This window comes from Bordetella trematum, from assembly GCF_900078335.1.
Lineage (GTDB): Bacteria > Pseudomonadota > Gammaproteobacteria > Burkholderiales > Burkholderiaceae_B > Bordetella > Bordetella trematum.
Genome location: NZ_FKBR01000033.1, coordinates 249,542 through 265,842, shown reverse-complemented (window position 1 = coordinate 265,842; position 16,301 = coordinate 249,542). Strand labels below are relative to the sequence as shown.

19 protein-coding genes are annotated in these 16,301 nt (G+C 65.7%); 11 read left to right on the top strand and 8 right to left on the bottom strand.

Features of this window, described 5'->3' with window-relative positions; genetic code table 11:
- The 6 genes from tolQ to ybgF all read left to right on the top strand — a co-directional run bounded on the left by tolQ (position 1) and on the right by ybgF (position 4,924).
- A complete protein-coding gene (gene tolQ, locus A7V84_RS14310) occupies positions 1 to 675 on the top strand; it encodes a protein TolQ (RefSeq protein WP_025515739.1) in 675 nt (224 codons plus the stop codon).
- Positions 675 to 1,136, top strand: a complete 462-nt coding sequence (tolR, locus tag A7V84_RS14305; RefSeq protein ID WP_025515738.1) for a protein TolR — start codon at positions 675 to 677, stop codon at positions 1,134 to 1,136. Before tolQ ends, tolR begins: the two co-directional genes overlap by 1 nt.
- Positions 1,137 to 1,171: 35 nt before the next feature.
- On the top strand, positions 1,172 to 2,296 hold the full coding sequence (tolA, locus tag A7V84_RS14300; protein WP_033535075.1) for a cell envelope integrity protein TolA: 1,125 nt from the start codon (positions 1,172 to 1,174) through the stop codon (positions 2,294 to 2,296).
- Between the two features lie 16 nt (positions 2,297 to 2,312).
- On the top strand, positions 2,313 to 3,623 hold the full coding sequence (gene tolB / locus A7V84_RS14295; RefSeq protein ID WP_025515737.1) for a Tol-Pal system beta propeller repeat protein TolB: 1,311 nt from the start codon (positions 2,313 to 2,315) through the stop codon (positions 3,621 to 3,623).
- 31 nt (positions 3,624 to 3,654) lie between these two features.
- Complete coding sequence (gene pal, locus A7V84_RS14290; protein ID WP_025515736.1) at positions 3,655 to 4,155, top strand: peptidoglycan-associated lipoprotein Pal; 501 nt, start codon at positions 3,655 to 3,657, stop codon at positions 4,153 to 4,155.
- 88 nt (positions 4,156 to 4,243) lie between these two features.
- Positions 4,244 to 4,924 carry a tol-pal system protein YbgF gene (ybgF, locus tag A7V84_RS14285; protein WP_025515735.1) on the top strand — a complete coding sequence of 227 codons (681 nt, stop codon included), beginning with the start codon at positions 4,244 to 4,246 and terminating at the stop codon, positions 4,922 to 4,924.
- A 6-nt stretch (positions 4,925 to 4,930) separates the two neighbouring features.
- On the opposite strand, the gene A7V84_RS14280 is transcribed toward ybgF, so the two are convergent.
- A complete protein-coding gene (locus tag A7V84_RS14280; RefSeq protein ID WP_025515734.1) occupies positions 4,931 to 5,428 on the bottom strand; it encodes a YbaK/EbsC family protein in 498 nt (165 codons plus the stop codon).
- Positions 5,429 to 5,529: 101 nt separating this feature from the next.
- Here A7V84_RS14280 and A7V84_RS14275 point away from each other — a divergent pair, with 101 nt between their 5' ends.
- Positions 5,530 to 6,327, top strand: a complete 798-nt coding sequence (locus A7V84_RS14275) for an alpha/beta fold hydrolase (protein WP_063491537.1) — start codon at positions 5,530 to 5,532, stop codon at positions 6,325 to 6,327.
- A gap of 6 nt (positions 6,328 to 6,333) precedes the next feature.
- Here the strand turns inward: A7V84_RS14275 and A7V84_RS14270 are convergent, their stop codons facing one another.
- Positions 6,334 to 6,798 (bottom strand): Lrp/AsnC family transcriptional regulator, encoded by a 465-nt coding sequence (locus A7V84_RS14270; protein WP_033535028.1) that lies wholly within the window; start codon positions 6,796 to 6,798, stop codon positions 6,334 to 6,336.
- Between the two features lie 218 nt (positions 6,799 to 7,016).
- On the opposite strand from A7V84_RS14270, the gene A7V84_RS14265 reads away from it, so the two are divergent.
- Positions 7,017 to 7,973 (top strand): DMT family transporter, encoded by a 957-nt coding sequence (locus tag A7V84_RS14265; protein ID WP_063491538.1) that lies wholly within the window; start codon positions 7,017 to 7,019, stop codon positions 7,971 to 7,973.
- 95 nt (positions 7,974 to 8,068) lie between these two features.
- Here the strand turns inward: A7V84_RS14265 and A7V84_RS14260 are convergent, their stop codons facing one another.
- The 3 genes from A7V84_RS14260 to A7V84_RS14250 all read right to left on the bottom strand — a co-directional run bounded on the left by A7V84_RS14260 (position 8,069) and on the right by A7V84_RS14250 (position 10,495).
- The gene (locus A7V84_RS14260) at positions 8,069 to 8,533 is read right to left on the bottom strand and encodes a universal stress protein (RefSeq protein WP_025515726.1); all 465 of its coding nucleotides are present in this window, start codon (positions 8,531 to 8,533) and stop codon (positions 8,069 to 8,071) included.
- Between the two features lie 78 nt (positions 8,534 to 8,611).
- A complete protein-coding gene (locus tag A7V84_RS14255; RefSeq protein WP_025515725.1) occupies positions 8,612 to 8,956 on the bottom strand; it encodes a protein tyrosine phosphatase family protein in 345 nt (114 codons plus the stop codon).
- A gap of 42 nt (positions 8,957 to 8,998) precedes the next feature.
- Entirely contained in the window at positions 8,999 to 10,495 is a 1,497-nt protein-coding gene (locus tag A7V84_RS14250) for an aminotransferase-like domain-containing protein (RefSeq protein WP_063491539.1), read from the bottom strand.
- Between the two features lie 209 nt (positions 10,496 to 10,704).
- Between A7V84_RS14250 and A7V84_RS14245 the strand changes: the two genes are divergently transcribed.
- Together A7V84_RS14245 and A7V84_RS14240 are read left to right on the top strand one after the other, a co-directional pair.
- Positions 10,705 to 11,337, top strand: a complete 633-nt coding sequence (locus A7V84_RS14245; RefSeq protein WP_025515721.1) for a LysE family translocator — start codon at positions 10,705 to 10,707, stop codon at positions 11,335 to 11,337.
- A 49-nt stretch (positions 11,338 to 11,386) separates the two neighbouring features.
- On the top strand, positions 11,387 to 12,280 hold the full coding sequence (locus A7V84_RS14240; protein ID WP_025515720.1) for an alpha/beta hydrolase: 894 nt from the start codon (positions 11,387 to 11,389) through the stop codon (positions 12,278 to 12,280).
- A gap of 7 nt (positions 12,281 to 12,287) precedes the next feature.
- On the opposite strand, the gene A7V84_RS14235 is transcribed toward A7V84_RS14240, so the two are convergent.
- A complete protein-coding gene (locus A7V84_RS14235; protein WP_063491540.1) occupies positions 12,288 to 13,118 on the bottom strand; it encodes a ChbG/HpnK family deacetylase in 831 nt (276 codons plus the stop codon).
- Positions 13,119 to 13,199: 81 nt separating this feature from the next.
- On the opposite strand from A7V84_RS14235, the gene A7V84_RS20790 reads away from it, so the two are divergent.
- A complete protein-coding gene (locus tag A7V84_RS20790) occupies positions 13,200 to 13,607 on the top strand; it encodes a GtrA family protein (protein ID WP_081695058.1) in 408 nt (135 codons plus the stop codon).
- On the opposite strand, the gene A7V84_RS14230 is transcribed toward A7V84_RS20790, so the two are convergent.
- Positions 13,519 to 15,132: an ArnT family glycosyltransferase gene (locus A7V84_RS14230; RefSeq protein ID WP_025515716.1), complete on the bottom strand. Its 1,614-nt coding sequence runs from the start codon at positions 15,130 to 15,132 to the stop codon at positions 13,519 to 13,521. The two genes, A7V84_RS20790 and A7V84_RS14230, sit on opposite strands and share 89 nt — an antisense overlap.
- Positions 15,129 to 16,178: a glycosyltransferase family 2 protein gene (locus tag A7V84_RS14225; RefSeq protein ID WP_025515714.1), complete on the bottom strand. Its 1,050-nt coding sequence runs from the start codon at positions 16,176 to 16,178 to the stop codon at positions 15,129 to 15,131. The genes A7V84_RS14230 and A7V84_RS14225 overlap by 4 nt, the downstream gene beginning before the upstream one ends.
- Positions 16,179 to 16,301: the final 123 nt, after the last annotated feature.

Here is a 16,301-nt window from a genome sequence, read left to right as displayed (position 1 = left end):
ATGCAAGTGACCAGCGACATGTCGTTGTCTTCGCTGATTTTCAATGCCAGCCTGCCGGTTCAGCTCATCATGTTGCTGCTGCTGGCCATCTCCGTCGTTTCCTGGACATACATCTTCGCCAAGCGCATGGCCATCCGCCGCGCCAACCAGCAGACCCGCCGGTTCGAAGATGACTTCTGGTCAGGTGGCGACCTGGCCATGCTGCAGCAGGCCGTCTCCAGCCGCCGCGATGAACAGGGCGCGCTGGCGCGGATCTTCGATGCCGGCATGACCGAATTCCTGAAGGCCCGCCGCGGCGGCGCCGATGCCGCCAGCCAGCTGGACGGGCCGCGCCGCGCCATGCGCGCCGCCTACCAGCGCGAAATGGATACGCTGGAGTCCCACCTGAACTTCCTGGCTTCGGCGGGCTCCGTCAGTCCGTATATCGGCTTGCTGGGCACGGTCTGGGGCATCATGCACGCCTTCATCGGCCTGTCCAACATGCAGCAGGCCACACTGGCCTCGGTGGCTCCCGGCATTGCCGAAGCCCTGATCGCCACCGCCATCGGCCTGTTCGCGGCCATTCCCGCCGTGGTGGCCTACAACCGCTTCACCAACGACATCGACCGCATCTCGATCCGCTTCGACAGTTTCGTCGATGAGTTCCTGAACATCTTGCAGCGGCAGGTGCGCTGATGCCTTCGGTACGCTCCAGCGGCCGGGGCAGCCGCCGCATGAAAGCCGATATCAACGTCGTACCGTATATTGACGTGATGCTGGTGCTGCTGGTGATCTTCATGGTCACCGCGCCGCTCATCACGCCCGGGCTGATCCAGTTGCCTTCGGTCGGCAGTGCCTCCGATGTGCCGGCCAAGCCGCTGGAAGTGCAAATCGCCGAGGACGGCAAGATTTCCCTTCGCCTGCGCGAGGCAGGCGCCGAGTTGCAGGATATCGCCCGCAACGAACTGGTCGATCAGGTGCGTTCGCGCATCACCGCGGAGACCCCGGTGGTGATTGCCGCCGATGGCAAAGTGCCCTACGAGACCGTGGTCAAGGTAATGGATGAGCTGCGCAGCAACGGCGTCACCCGTCTTGGCCTGCTGGTAGACCAGGGCGGCGCGCAGCCGGCCGACACCAAACCCGCCAGAAATCGTTGATCGGCTGGCCCCGTGCCAGCCACCGTTTTGAGCCCATGCCCCCGATCCTACGTTCCGACAGCCCTGCTTCCGGCTCCCTTGAGCGCAAAGACACCCGACGGTCCTTTGCGCTGGCGGTGCTGGTGCACGTGCTGCTGGTCGTCGTGCTTATCTTCGGCCTGAACTGGCAGACGGAAAACCCCGGTCCGGTCCAGGTCGAACTATGGATGAACGGCGACGACCCGCAGGCGGCGCCAACGCCGGCCAAGCCGGAACCGGAGCCCGAACCAGCGCCCCCCAAACCGGAACCCAAGCCGCAACCCAAGCCGGAACCTGCGCCGGCGCCGGAGCCAGAACCCGAACCACAGCCCGAGCCGCCCCCCGCACCCAAGGCTGCCCCGCCTGAGCCCGACCCCGAGATCGCACTCCAGGAGGCCCGCAAGCGCGAACAGGAAGAGCAGGCGCGCCAGGCTGCCGAGCGCGCCAAGGAAAAGGCGCGCCTGGAAGAAGTCCGCCGCCAGGCCGAGCTGAAGGAAAAGCAGCGCCTCGAGCAGGAGCGCAAGGTCGCCGAGCAGAAGGCCAAGGAAGAGGCTGAAAAGAAAGCCAGGGACGAAGCTGCCAAGAAGGCTGCCGCCGAAAAAGCGGCTGCCGAGAAAGCCGCAGCCGAAAAGGCAGCAGCCGAAAAAGCCGCAGCCGAAAAGAAAGCCAAGGAAGAGGCCGCCAAAAAGGCGGCGGCCGAGAAAGCGGCTGCCGAAAAGGCCGCCGCCGAGAAAAAGGCCAAGGATGAAGCCGCCAAAAAGGCGGCCGCCGACAAGGCGCTGCGCGACGCGTTCCGCAACGACATCCTGGGCAACCCCGGCCGCCCGGGCGGCACCGCCGACCGCAACCAAGCCGGAGGCGGGCGTGACACCGGCTACGGCGCCAAGGTACGCGCTTGCGTGCAGCCGGGTGTTGCCTATCCGACACCATCGCGCTCCGGATCGGCCAATCCTACCGCCGAATACCGGGTACAGTTAGGCAATGATGGCCGGGTACGCAACGTGACGCTGACGCGCTCATCCGGCAATTCCGGCTTCGACCGCGCGGTCGAAACCGGTATCCGCCGCTGCAACCCCTTCCCCAAACCGTCGACGGGCAGTTACGAGCCCCTGATCGACGTTGTGTACCGTATGTATGATTGACAGGAGACCGCCGACCATGACATCCGCTTATCGCCGAGCTACCCTGCCCGGCATCATGCAAGCCTTTATGGCGATGCTGATGCTGGCTGCCCTGCTCGCCTGGCAGCCCGCTCATGCGCAGCTGCGCGTTGATATTTCGGGCACCGGCGCCACGCAGTACCCCATCGGCATCGCCGACTTCTCCGGTGACGAAACCCGGGGCCGTGCAATGGCCGAAGTCATCCGTGCCGACCTGAGCCGCACCGGCCAGTTCCGCCTGATCAACACGGCCGGCGCCGGCCTGACGATCGACTCGGCCATCGCCTATGACGACTGGCGCGGCCGTGGCGCGGACTTCCTGGCCTACGGCACCATTGCCCAGGGCCCGGACGGGCGCTTCCGCATCAGCTACCGCCTGGCTGACACCGTCAAGAAAAACCAGCTCGATACCGCCGAATTCTCGGCCACCGAGCAGGAACTGCGCAGCATCGCCCACCAAATCGCCGATCGCATCTACGAAAAGATCACCGGCGTTCGTGGCGTGTTCAACACCCGCATCGCCTATGTGCTGAAGAAGGGCAACACCTACGAACTCCAGGTCGCCGACGCCGACGGGCAAAACCCGCAGGTGGCCCTGCGCTCGCGCGAACCCATCATTTCGCCCACCTGGTCGCCGGACGGCTCCAAACTGGCCTACGTAAGCTTCCATTCGGGCAAACCGGTGGTCTACGTCCAGTCGCTGCGCGGTCGCTCACAGATCCCGGTGGCCAACTTCAAGGGCAACAACAGCGCCCCGGCCTGGTCTCCGGATGGTTCGCAACTGGCTGTCGCCCTGACGCAGGATGGGCTGTCGCAGATTTACATCGTATCGGCCGACGGCAGCGCCAAGCCGCGCCGCATCACCCGCTCGCCCGGCATCGACACCGAGCCGGTGTTCACGCCCGACGGACGCTCGATCATCTTCACCAGCGACCGCAGTGGCGGCCCGCAGATCTACCAGATCAGCCTGGACGGCGGTGACGCCCGTCGCCTGACGTTTAATGGTAGTTACAACATCTCACCCCGAATTTCTCCTGATGGAACGACGTTGCTGTACGTTGCAAGACGCGATGGCGCCTTCCGTATCGCTTCGCTAAACCTCGCCACCGGTGCGGAGAACGTGCTGACGGATGGTCGTGATGACCAGTCACCGAGCTTCGCACCCAATGGCATGCAGGTGCTTTACGCCACGATGCAAAATGGCCGAAGCGCACTTGCCGGTGTATCGAGCGATGGCCGCGTACGGCAAACGCTGTCTGTCCTGAATGGGGAAATACGTGAACCGACGTGGGGCCCTTTTACTCGATAACACGTGTGACTCTCTTTGCAAAGGAACTATCATGAAGTCGCGCATTGCCAAAAGCCTAACCATTGCCGCGTTGGCTGCTGCTCTGGCAGCTTGCAGCTCCGTCCCCCTCGACGACAGAGCCGGCCAAGCTGGCGGCAACTCCCAGGATGGCTCGAACATGGGTCAAATCCTGGACCCCTTCAACCCCCAGAGCGTCCTGGCGCAGCAGCGCTCGGTGTACTTTGATTTCGACAGCTACGGCGTGTCGGATCAGTATCGTGGCCTGGTCGAAACCCATGCCCGATACCTGGCTGCCCATCCGCAGCAACAAATCAAGATCGAAGGCAACACCGATGAACGCGGCGGCGCCGAGTACAACCTGGCCCTCGGCCAGCGTCGTGCCGATGCCGTGCGTCGCATGATGACGCTGCTGGGCGTCGCGGATGCCCAGATCGAGGCGATCTCCTTCGGCAAGGAGAAACCCAAGGCCACCGGCATGACCGAAGCCGATTTTGCAGAGAACCGCCGCGCAGACATCGTCTATCAGCGTTAATCTCTAGCAATACCCAAGAGCCCCACACAAGCGTCGGGACGGTCTACCGGCCGTCCCGACGTTTCGTTTTCAGCGACCCAGGAATTCCATGCGCGATCGAGCTTACTCCCTACGCTACCTGACACTGTCCGCCAGCGTCCTGCTGGCTACGCTGGCCGCGCCGGCACAGGCCTTCTCCGATGACGAAGCGCGCCGCGCCATCCTCGACCTGCGCAAGCAGTTGCAGCAGCAGTCGGAACAGAATGCGCGCGCGCGCCTGCAATTGGCTGACCAGATCCAGTCCATGCAACAGGAAATGGCCCAATTGCGTGACCAGATCGAACTGATTTCCCGCCACCAGCCGGGTCCGCAAGGCCAGGGCGCACCCGGCAACGCGCCGGGCGGCCAGATCAGCGACCCGCAGGAGCAAGCCGCCTACGATGGTTCGATCGACCTGTACAGCAAGGGCCAGTACAAGGATGCCGCCGAATCCCTCGCGGCCTTCATCGCCCTGTATCCCAACAGTTCGCTCGCTCCCATGGCCCAGTTCTATCTCGGCCGCGCCCGCTACGCAACGCGCGACTACAAGGGGGCCATCGAGGAGCTCAACAGCATGGTGCAGAAGGCGCCCGACAACGAGCGCGCGCCCGATGCCTTGCTGGTGATCGCCGGCAGCCAGATCGAACTGAACAATCGCGCCGGCGCCAAGGCGACGTTGCAGCGCATCGTGCGGGACTATCCCAGCTCGGATGCCGCCGCCACAGCCAAGAGCCGCCTGCAGGTTCTCTGAGATGCCTCAGGCGCGTAGCGCCACCGCAGCGCTCGGGGCGCCGGTCATGGCTTGCAGCTGGGCCGGCGTCAGATTGAAGACGGCATGCGGGTGGCCCGCCGCCGCCCAGAGGCTGTCGTACTGGAACAGGTCTTCATCCAGCAGCATCACCGGCTTGACCGCGTGGCCGATGGGGCACACGCCCCCAATGGCATAGCCCGTGGACTCGCGCACGAAGCGCGCATCGGCCTTGCCCAGCTCTCCCACCAGCGCGGCCACCTTGGCCTCGTCGACGCGATTCACGCCGCTGGCCACGACAAGCACGGGCGCGCCATCGGACAGCCGGCGGAAAATGATCGACTTGGCAATCTGGGCGACTTCGCAGCCCAGGCCGGCGGCCGCCTCGGCAGAGGTTTTCCCGGTAGAGGGCAAAATCACTACTGGTTTGTCGTGGCCCAGGGACTGCAGCAACAGGGCGACCCGGCGGGCCGATTCCGGCAATTGTTCAATCTCGACAGCAAGCATTGGGGGACGTTCAAACGAAATGGATACCGATGCAGTGTATCAGCCAGCTTCAGACCGTTTCAGCCTAGAATCTTGCGCCATCGTCCCAACCCCTGTCGCCCATGCGCACCGAACCTGACCTTGATCTGAAAACCGTCGAGATTGACGGCTATCCCCTGCACTATGCCGAGGCCGGCAGCGGCACTCCGTTGGTGCTCGTTCACGGTTCTTTGTGCGATGCACGTTACTGGAAGCCGCAATTGCCGGCCCTGGGACGACACTTCCGGGTGCTGGCCCTGTCGCTACGGCATTACTGGCCCGAACGCTGGGATGGCAGCGGGGACGGATTTTCCATCTGGCGTCATACCGAGGATGTGCTGGCCTTCATCGAGCAGGTCGCCGGCGGCGACGCCCATCTCGTGGGCCACTCTCGCGGCGGACGCATCGCCCTGGAAGCCGCCCTGCGCTCACCCGCCCGCGTGCGCAGCCTGGTTCTGGCCGATCCCGGGCTGTCGCGTCCCGATCAGGACAGCCGCGGTGATTTCCGCCAGCGCGCCCGCAACATGATCGAAGCGGGCGACGCCGATGGCGGCCTGGCGCTGTTCATCGATACCGTCACCGGCCCCGATACCTGGCGGCGCATGGTGCCCTGGTTCAAGGACATGGTGCGTGACAATGCCACCACCTTGCTGGGCCAGGCACGCGAACCGGCCACCCCGCTGGGCGATGTGCGCGCCCTGACGCTGCCGGTGCTGCTGATCGGCGGAGCGCTCAGCCCCGCCCCCTACCCTGCCATGCTGGATTGGCTGCAAACACAACTGCCGCAGGCGCATCGCGTCGACATCGCCGGCTCCTCGCACGGCATGAACCTGGGAAACCCGCGCGCCTTCAACAACGCGATCGCCGATTTCCTGGCCTGAATGCCCTCAGACCGCCACTGAGGCGGATTGCTTCAGGCGTTTGAGCACAAACGTCGAACGACTGTGGCGCAGACCAGGCAGGCGGTACAGCCGCTGGCGCAGGAATTGTTCATAGCCTTCGGTTCCGCTGACTGCCACCTTGATGAGGTAGTCGTACTCGCCCGTCACCAGCAGGGCTTCGACCACTTCCGGCAACGCGATGATTTCTTCGCCGAAGCGCTGCAATGTGGCCTCGTCGTGATGCTCAAGGGTGACCTCGATGAGCACCGTGTCGGGCAGGCCGAGCGCCTTCTGGCTCAGCAACGCGGCATAACCTTCGATCACCCCCGCCTCTTCGAGCGCACGCACGCGGTTCCAGCAGGGGGTCGGGGACAGGCCGACACGCTCGGCCAGACGAATATTGCTCAGCCGTCCATCCTGGCGCAGTTCGCGCAGAATCTTCAGGTCTGTTTCATCAAGTTTGACGCTCATGACGGCTCTTTGGAGATGATTGTTTCTCGATTTTTTGATAATAAAAATTATCCTCTGCCAAAAACGCCTTTATAGCAAAAACAAAGAACCCTATTTTGACCACAACGGCATAGAATCTCCTTGAGTCGGCCCTTACCCGGGCCGGTTGCCCCCTGGGGCTGCCTTACCCGGCGCCCCGCCCTGCCTGTTGCCGCGCGTGATCCGCGCCGTTGTCGTCCATGTCTGCCGTTTCCGTTTCCAGCGCCCCTGCCGGGCGCGATGTCACCACGTTGGCCCTGCTGCTGCTGGCGCCCGCCCTCTTTGCCTCCAATATGATTGCCGCCCGCTGGGCCCAGGCCGCAGAGCTGCCGCCGGTGTTCCTCGCATTCGGCCGCTGGCTGCTCGCCTTCGTGCTGCTCGCTCCCTGGGTGGCGCGCAGCGCCTGGCGTTGTCGCGCCCAGTTGCGACGCGCCGCGCCAGTGCTGGCACCGCTGGCCCTGCTGGGCATGGGGGTGGCCGTGGCCCCGCAGTACATCGGTGCGCGCCATACCAGCGCCACCAATATCGCCTTGATCTTTTCCTGCAGCCCGCTGCTGGTCAGCCTGCTGGAAACCGTCATCTGGCGCCAGCCCATGCCGCCACTGCGCGCCGCCGGCCTGCTGCTGGCCCTGGCCGGCGTACTGGTCGTGCTCACACGCGCCGAAGCTGCCGCCCTGGCCAGCCTGCGTTTCGGGCAGGGCGATCTCTGGATACTCCTGGCGGCCACCGGGTGGGCGCTGTACACCGTACTCTATAAGCGGCTGCCCATGCCTGAGTTGCCCGACAGCCTGCGTCTGGCTGCGCTGATCGGCGGTGGCGCGCTGGCCCTGGCCCCCATGGCCGGCATGGAAAGCCTGATGGGCAATGCCCCGACATGGAGCGACCCGCGCCTGCTGCTGTGCCTGCTTTTCCTGGCTCTGGTGCCGAGCCTGGGCGCCTACTATGCCTACGGCAAGCTGGTCCGGCGCGCCGGCTCCTCAACGGCCGGCCTGGCGATGTTCCTGGTGCCGGCCTATGCCGCCCTGCTGTCATGGCCGCTCCTGGGCGAAGCGCCCAGACACTATCACGCGGTGGGCTTTGTCCTGATCCTGGCCGGCGTCCGCCTGGCCTCGCTGCGGGTGCGCCGCACGGCTGCCAGCCAGGTCGCAGCGGCCTGAGCGTACCGCCCCGCACGCCTCTCCCAAAAAAAAACCCCGCCGGCCGAAGGCCTGGCGGGGGGATCGTCAACCGGCCCTGAGACCGTCGCAGACGATTATTTCTTGTCTTCCTTGACGCGATAGACCAGCACGGCGGTGGTGGCCAGCGACAACACCTTGGCGGTGACGCTGCCCAGCAGCAGGCGCGACAGGCCGCTGCGGCCGTGACTGCCGATGAAGATCAGGTCGCAGCCGGCGTCCGTGGCGGCCTGCACCACGCCATCGGCGACGTTGAAATTGGACACGGCACGCGACTCGACCGTCACGCCGGCGGTGTGGGCGCGGTCGACGATCTGCTTGAGGTACTTGTCGGCCTGCTCGGCAGCAGCCTTTTCGTAGTCTTCGTCGGTGATGGCATAGGCGGCAGCCATGCCGTCAAAGCCGATGGTGGCCGCAAAAGGCTGCGTCACATGCAGCGCGACGACTTCGGCGCCCACGGAACGGGCAAAGCTGATGCCTGCGTTGGCCGCCTGTGCGGACAGCGGGGAACCGTCGGTGGGAATCAGGATCTTCTTGAACATGCTGCCTGCTCCTTTCTAGTCAGAAATATCATGCTACCGGAAAAACGCCATTGCGCGCGGTTGCGCGGTTGATACCGGTCAAGCCAGTTGCTGCGCAGCGGCGAAAAGATTGGTACAGCGCGTGCCCGTGCGGCAATAGGCCAGTACCGGCGCGGGCAGGGTCTCCAGCAACTCGGCAAAGCGGGCCACATCGGCCATGGTCATGGCACTGCCCACCACCGGCTGGTAGACCACGGCCAGGCCGGCGGCCTCGGCAGCGGCGGACACATCGGCGGCGGTCGGCTGATCGGCACCGGCCTCGAAATCAGGGCGGTTGATGATCACGCTTTTATAGCCGGCCTCGGCCACGGCCGCCATATCCTGCGGACCCAATTGCGGGGCGACGGCGAAATTCTCGGTCAGGGGTCGAATCGGCAAGCTCATCCAGGCATCCTTCGGTAAGCGCCCACGCGGTCGCGGACGGGATCAAGCCTGAGAGTATAGTGGCCCGGCATCGTTCCTGGCGCTGCCCGGCCCCATCAAATCGCGCAGGATGTCCCAAGCCTGGGGCGCGTCGACCATGGCCACCGAGAAACGCAGCATCCGCGAAGGTTGCTGAGCCGGCGAAAACAGGGTTCCCGGCGCCAGCAGCATGCCGCGATCGGCCGCCTGGCGCGCCAGCGCTTCCGAGTCGCGGCCGCAATCGGCCCAGATGAACATGCCTGCCTGCGGCTCGTGCTCCACCGTCAGGCCAAGAGGCTGCAACCGGCGCAGACATTCACGCCTTGCCTCATCGACCCGCTGGCGCACCCGGTCGACATGACGCCGGTATTGACCATCCATCAGCACCCGGTGCACTACCCGCTCCCCCAGCTCAGGCGAGGTCAGGCCGGCCAGCATTTTCAGGTCTGCCAGGGACTGCAGAATGTCGCTGCGGGCCGCCACATAACCGACCCGCAGGCTGGCAGCCAGTATCTTCGAGAACCCGCCCACCAGGATGACGCGGTTCAGGCGATCGAGCGCGGCCAGGCGCATGGCGCCGCCAGGATGCAGCTCGCCATAGGTATCGTCCTCGACCACCATGAAATCGTGTTTCTCGGCCAGTCGCAGCACGCCGTAGGCCGATCCGGCCGACAGGGAATGCCCGGTCGGGTTGTGCACCACGCTGTTGATGATGAACAACCGGGGCTTGTGCTCAGCCGCCAGGCGTTCCAGCCTGGCCAGGTCCGGGCCATCCGGGCCGCGCGGCACTCCGATCACGCGCGCCCCGAATGTCGCCAGACGCCCGAAGAACACGAACCAGGCGGGGTCTTCGACCAACACGGTGTCGCCCGGCTTGACCAGCAGACGGGCGATGAGATCCAGCCCATGCGTCACGCCGTTGGTCGTCAGCAGGTGGAGTTCAGGATGGGCGGGAATGCCCTCGCCCTGCAGCATCGACGCCAGTTGCTGGCGCAGCGGCAGATAACCCTGTTGGCTGCCATAGGAAACCAGCTGCTGGCGCACCGAGCGGCCCACGGCGCGGATGGCGCCTGCCACGAGATCGGGATCGAGCCAGTCGGCCGGCAACAGGCCTGCCCCGCCCGGCGAGCCCGGCACGCTATCGCGGAACATGCTGCGCAGCAGCCAGGCGACATCGACCCGGGCCGGCACAGTCAGGCCACCGGCGCCGCGGTTGACCGGGGCCAGCGGGTTGCTGCGGGCGCGCACGAAAAACCCCGCTCCCCGACGCGACTGCACCAGACCGCGCGCCACCAGGCGATCGTAGGCCTCGACCACGGTGAAACGGCTGACGCCCGCCTGCTCGGCCATGCGCCGGATGGACGGCAGGCGCGTGCCCGGGCGCATCCCCTGCTCGTCAATGCGGCGCGCCAGGTCATCGGCCAGTTGGGAGACCAGGGTCGCGTCGCTCTCGCGTACGGGCTGCCACCCGGCGGGCGGGCCGGCGGTTGCGCCGCCTGGGAGTTCGGAAAAGACTGTCATGGAAGTTCTACCAGGCCAGTTATCAAACTGACCCGTCAAAGTGTACCGGTACTGTATTGCTGGCAATGCGTAGAGTGACAGGGTTCCCGGTGTCCGGCAAGTGCGGCGCAATGCACGCGCCGCCCCCCCGATCCCGCCCCCTCCAGGGGCGGGCGGATTGCCGGGCCCCACGTTGAACTGCTATCGCCCTGACCTTTCCGGAATTGTCCATGCTGACGGAACACGCCCCCATCCTGTCGCTGTCGCTGCTCGGGCCGCTGGCCCTGTTCGCGCTGGTGTCCTCCATTACCCCCGGCCCGAACAATGTCATGCTGGCCTCATCAGGGCTGACCTTCGGATTTCGCCGCAGCATCCCCCACATGATGGGCATCACGATCGGCTTTTCGGTCATGATCCTGCTGGTCGGTCTGGGCCTGGGCGCCCTGTTCGCCCGCTTTCCCTGGCTCTATACCGCGCTCAAATATGGCGGCGCCGCCTACCTGCTCTATCTGGCCTGGCGCATCGCCCGCTCCGGTCCGCTTGAGGACGGTTCGCAGCGCGCCCGCCCGCTGACCTTCCTGCAGGCGGCCCTGTTCCAGTGGGTCAACCCGAAGGCCTGGGTGATGACGGTCGGCGTCGTCGCCACCTATACCCCGCAACAGGGCTTTCTGAACAATCTCTGGATTGCGGCGCTGGTGTGCGGCCTGGTCAATCTGCCCAGCATTTCAGTGTGGGTGTCTTTTGGCATGGCGCTGCGCCGCGTGCTGCACCGGCCCGCTGCCATCCGCGCCTTCAACGTCAGCATGGCCATCCTGCTGGTGCTGTCGCTCTACCCCATCGCCCTGGAGTTGCTGCAGACCTGAGGTAGCCGGCGGGAACTCGCCTGCCGGGAGGCAGTCTGAGTCAAACCCTATGCTGACCCTCCTGTACCGATTCCGCTTCTGGTTCCTCTCCGCCCTCTTGCTGGCCGCCGGCGCGGGGGGATGCGCTGCCATCGACAGCTGGCAGCGCCAGACTATTTTTTCGCCGCAACCCGCGCCCCAGCGCTGGTGGCGGGAAGCGCCGGCCGGCACCGAGGTCTTCGATCTTGCGGTGGGGGGCAATGAAACCGTGCGCGCCTGGTACTGGGCAAGCCCGCTGCCAGATGCCCCCACCGTGCTGTATCTGCATGGCGCACGCTGGAATTTGAATGGCAGCGTGTTCCGCCTGGAGGCCTGGACCCGGCTGGGATACTCGGTGCTGGCGATCGACTACCGCGGATTCGGCGACTCGTCGGCCCGCCTGCCCTCGGAACAAAGCGCCCTGCAGGATGCCGGTGTGGCCCTCCAGGAATTGGCGCGCCGCCAACCCGATCCGGCTCGCCGCTTCGTGTATGGGCACAGCCTGGGCGGCGCAATCGCCATCGGCCTGCTGTCCGAGCCGGCCCGGCCGCCGGTGGCCGGCCTGATCGTGGAGTCGAGCTTCAGCAGCATCGCCGACATGATGACGCTATACCGCTGGGGCCGCCTGCCGGGCGCCTCCTGGCTGGTGACCCAACCCTTTGACTCCGCCCGGAAGCTGGCGAACCTGTCGACGCCCTTGCTGCTGCTGCATGGCACATCCGACCAGGTGGTGCCTCATGCCATGAGCGACGTGCTGTACGCCGCGGCCGTGGCCGTACCCGCCGGGCTCAAGCGGCTGGTCAAGCTGGATGGGGTGTCGCATTCGGGTGCGGTGCGCGCGGGCAGCAGCTATTCGGAGGCCGTGACGCGCTTCATTCAGGATGCGAGCCAGGCCTATCGCCCGGCCAGGATGGCCGGCCGCTGAGCCTGGTTCAACGGCCTGTCGCGGGCCGCCAGCGTGCGCCGACCGCGCCCGGCGCAGCCCAGGCGGCCGAGGCCAGGATGACGCTCATGCGTTGCACCGACAGACCATTGACGGCCAGCCAGCCGCCCAGATCCGGATCGGCCAGCACTTCGTATTCCGCCTTGCGCTGTGCGGCATGTTCAATCTCACCGGCGAGGGCCGGGTGGCACATGAGCAGATCGCCATCACGGGCATGCACAAGCCAATGGTGCAGCATGCGCGCATAGCCGCGCCGCCCGCCCTCAAACCCATAAACGCCGAGAAACCCCCGGTTGGATGGCCAGTTCAAGGCCCGCGCGCGCGCGGCCAGCGCGTGACCACCCAGGCTGGCGATGGCGTGAGCCTTGATGTGTGCAGCCCAGGGCAGGCCGTCCAGCGCGGCCACAGACGTCAGGCGCAGCCAGGGCCGGCGCCCGGCATAGCGCCGCTGCAATTCGGCCAGCAGCAACTGACGCACGCCGGGGAGTTGGTGGACATGCTGGTGGCCGTCGATGTAATCCGGCGCCAGGCCCAACACATCTTCAAAGCGGTCAAGCTGGCGGCAGATCTCCTGGTTGACCCATTGCAGATCGAGTTGGCGGCTGTAGGCCCGCCACAGCAGCCGGCGTAGCGCCGGCCGCGGGGTATCGGCCAGCCCCAGGCGTTCGGTGAGGTTCAGGTGCAGGCCGATATCCGCGCCACTGTTCAGCAGCTCGGCGCCCCGGGTGGCAAAGCCTGGCGCGCTGCTCATGCAGCTTGCCGCGCTCAGGCGGCGCGCCTGGATCAGGCGGAGAATCGCGTGATCAATGCCGGCATCCATGCCAAAATCATCGCCGCAGATCGCGACACGACGAGCCTGCCTTAACGTATCCATCCCTGCATCCCTTACTGACTTCCCTGCCTGCCCACCGTGCTTCGCCAAATTGCCTGGTTCGTCTGCGTCGGTACCGCTGCGGCCGCCACCCACTGGTTGGTGGTCGTGCTCTGCGTACAACTGGCCGGCCTGCCTGCCGCATGGGCCAATGTGATCGGCTGGCTGGTCGCCTTCGTGGTGTCTTTCAGCGGTCACTATCTGCTGACATTCCGGCATCTTGCAATTTCCTGGACCATAGCAGCGCGGCGTTTCTTTCTTGTGTCAGCCGCCGGATTCGCCCTCAATGAGGCCGCCTACATCTGGCTGCTGCACGTCACCCGCGTGCCCTACGAACTCTTGCTTGCGTTCATTCTGCTTGCTCAGGCGGGGCTGACTTTCGTGGCGAGCCGCCTGTGGGCGTTTGCCCGCAAACCCGCTGACGCACGGCATCGTTGACCTCGATCCGCCAGACCCGGCGGCGGCTGTCGCCCACCAGGGCGGACTCGCCTCGCAAGGCCGGATAGGCATCCTGATCGGAGGGCTGCCCCCAGATCCAGAACCTGGCCCCCGTGTCGGCCCTGCACAGCCTGGCATTGAAGTCCTCGTTGGAGACCAGCACCCCCTGCCCCACCTCGGGCTCGAACTGAGCCGCGTCATAAAGCTCCTTGCGCCAATTGTCGCGCGTCGGGATCTCGGGATTGCGCCAATCGTCGACCACCCAGACCGGTTCACGCAGGTTGCCGTAAACGCCCAGGTCGAACGGGAACTGGTGCAGGGCCACCGTGGTGTCGCCGGGCTGCATCAGCGTGATCACCTGACGCGCCAACGGGCCATTGCCACCGCGCGGCTTGAGGGTGGCCACCGCGATGCCCGTGACGCACAGCGCCGCGGCCACGCCCGCCGATACCCATACACGAGCGCGCCGCCCCTGCTCCCAGGCAGGCAGCACCAGATCCGCCACCAGAAAGGCCAGCGGCGGCAGGGCCGGCAGCACATAGCCGATGAGCTTGGAGCTGGGAATGGAGAAAAAGCCCACGATCACGGCCAGCCACAGCAGCATCAGGCCGCGCAGGCCGTCCTGGTCTTCGTGGCGCCAGAACGACCGCCGCAGCGCGCCGCCCAGCCACAAGCTCCAGGGCAGGGTCAGGCCGATCAGCACGGGTGGATAGAACCAGAACGGCTGCACATTGTTGAAGCCGGTCAGGGTGAAACGCTGGAACTGCTGATAGATGAAGAAGTAATGGAAGAAACCCGGATAGCGCCATTGCAGGTAGGCAAACCAGGGCACGGCAACCAGCAGAAACATGCCGATGGCAGGCGGCCAGAGCAAAGCCTTGATGCCGCGCCAGTCACGTCGCAGCAGCAACCAGCCCAGCACGATGGCCCCCGGCAACACCAGCCCGATCAATCCCTTGGCAAGCACCGCCAGGCCGGCAGCCGCCGCCGTGGTCAAGGCCCAGCGTCGCCAGGGTTGCCCCGCGGCCGCACATAGCGCCGTGTGCACACCCGCCAGCACGCACAGGGCGATCAGGCCCGCGACCGACATGTCGGTGTTGGCAAACTGCGCTCCGCCGTAGAAGAACGGCATGGTCGACAGCACCGCAGCCGCCGTCAGCGCGAAGCGCTCGCCCCGGTAACGGCGCGCAAAAGCATACAGCGCCGCCACGCTGGCCCAGGCGATCAGCAAGGACGGCAGGCGCGCGGCCCATTCGTTCAGGCCGAACACGGCAAACGACATCTGCGCCAGCCAGTAATAGAGCGGCGGCTTGTGAAAATAAGGCATGCCATTCATGAGCGGCACCATGGGCGAGTCGCTGCGCAACATCTCCCACGCCACCCCGGCATAGCGTCCTTCGTCGGGCAGGGTCAGAGGCCGTGCCCAGGCCAGGCAGGCCAGCCACACGGCAATGCCGGCCAGCACCACCCAGGCGGGCAGACGAGGGGCATCGGCGGGCGCCCTGGACAACGCGACCGCCTTCATCGGGCCTCCCCCTGGCGCGCGCCCCGGGCCCGGCCACGCCGCTGGCGCGCGATATAGAGCGGACGCCCCTTGACCTCATCGAAGACCCGCGCGACATACTCGCCCACCACGCCCAGGGAGATCAGATTGATGCCGGCGAAGAAAAGCAGAGCGGTCACAATGGTGGTCCAGCCGGACACGGCGTTGCCCTGCGCGAAATAGGCGGCCACCAGATAGCCGCCGTAGATCATGGCCAACACCGCCAGCGCCAGACCCAGCAGGCTCACCATGCGCAACGGCCAGGTCGTGAAGGCCGTCAGCCCGTCCAGCCCCAGGCGGATCAGCCGCCAGGGACGGAAATGGCTTTCCCCGTGCACGCGGGCCTGCGGCACATAGGTGAGGGCCTCGCTTTTGAAGCCTACCCAGGCATACAGCCCTTTCATGAAGCGCGTGCGCTCGGGCAGGGACACCAGGGCCTGCACTACCCGGCGATCGAGCAGCCGGAAATCGCCGGCCCCGGGCGGCACCTGGACGCGTGCCCCGGACATCAAACGGTAGAAGCAGGCGGTTCCGAAGCGCTTGAAACGCCCTTCGTCCTGGCGATCGCGGCGCACGGCGTAAACCATCTCGGCGCCGGCGCGCCAGCGGCGCAGCATCTCCTCGATCAGGGCAGGCGGATGTTGCAGATCGGCATCCATGCAGATGACCGCCTCGCCATCGGCAGCCTCCAGCCCTGCGCTCAGCGCCGCCTCCTTGCCGAAGTTGCGCGCCAGCTGCACATAGCGAAATCCGTCGACCAGCGTCCATTGCGCCATGAGGTCGGCGGTATCGTCCGTACTGCCGTCATCGACGACGATGATTTCCCAGCGATCGCACATGGCCTCCAGGCGATTGCGCAGCGCTGGCAACAACAACCTGAGATTGTCCGCCTCGTTGAGGCAGGGCACGACACAGCTGACCAGCGCCGGGACGAAGAACGCCTGACGGGTTTCAGCCTCGATGTCGGCGCTGGCCGGCGTGCCGGCCAGGGCGGCGGGCAAGGAAGAAGAACGGAATTCATATCGCATGCTGCAGACCCACTGGGTGGAATGTGCTGCGAGTATGCAAACCCGAATGTCAAATTTTTATCAAATCCGCCTTCACCAATGCCCGAATCCGCCAAAAGCAGCCCTTACGCCCGGCGACTACAA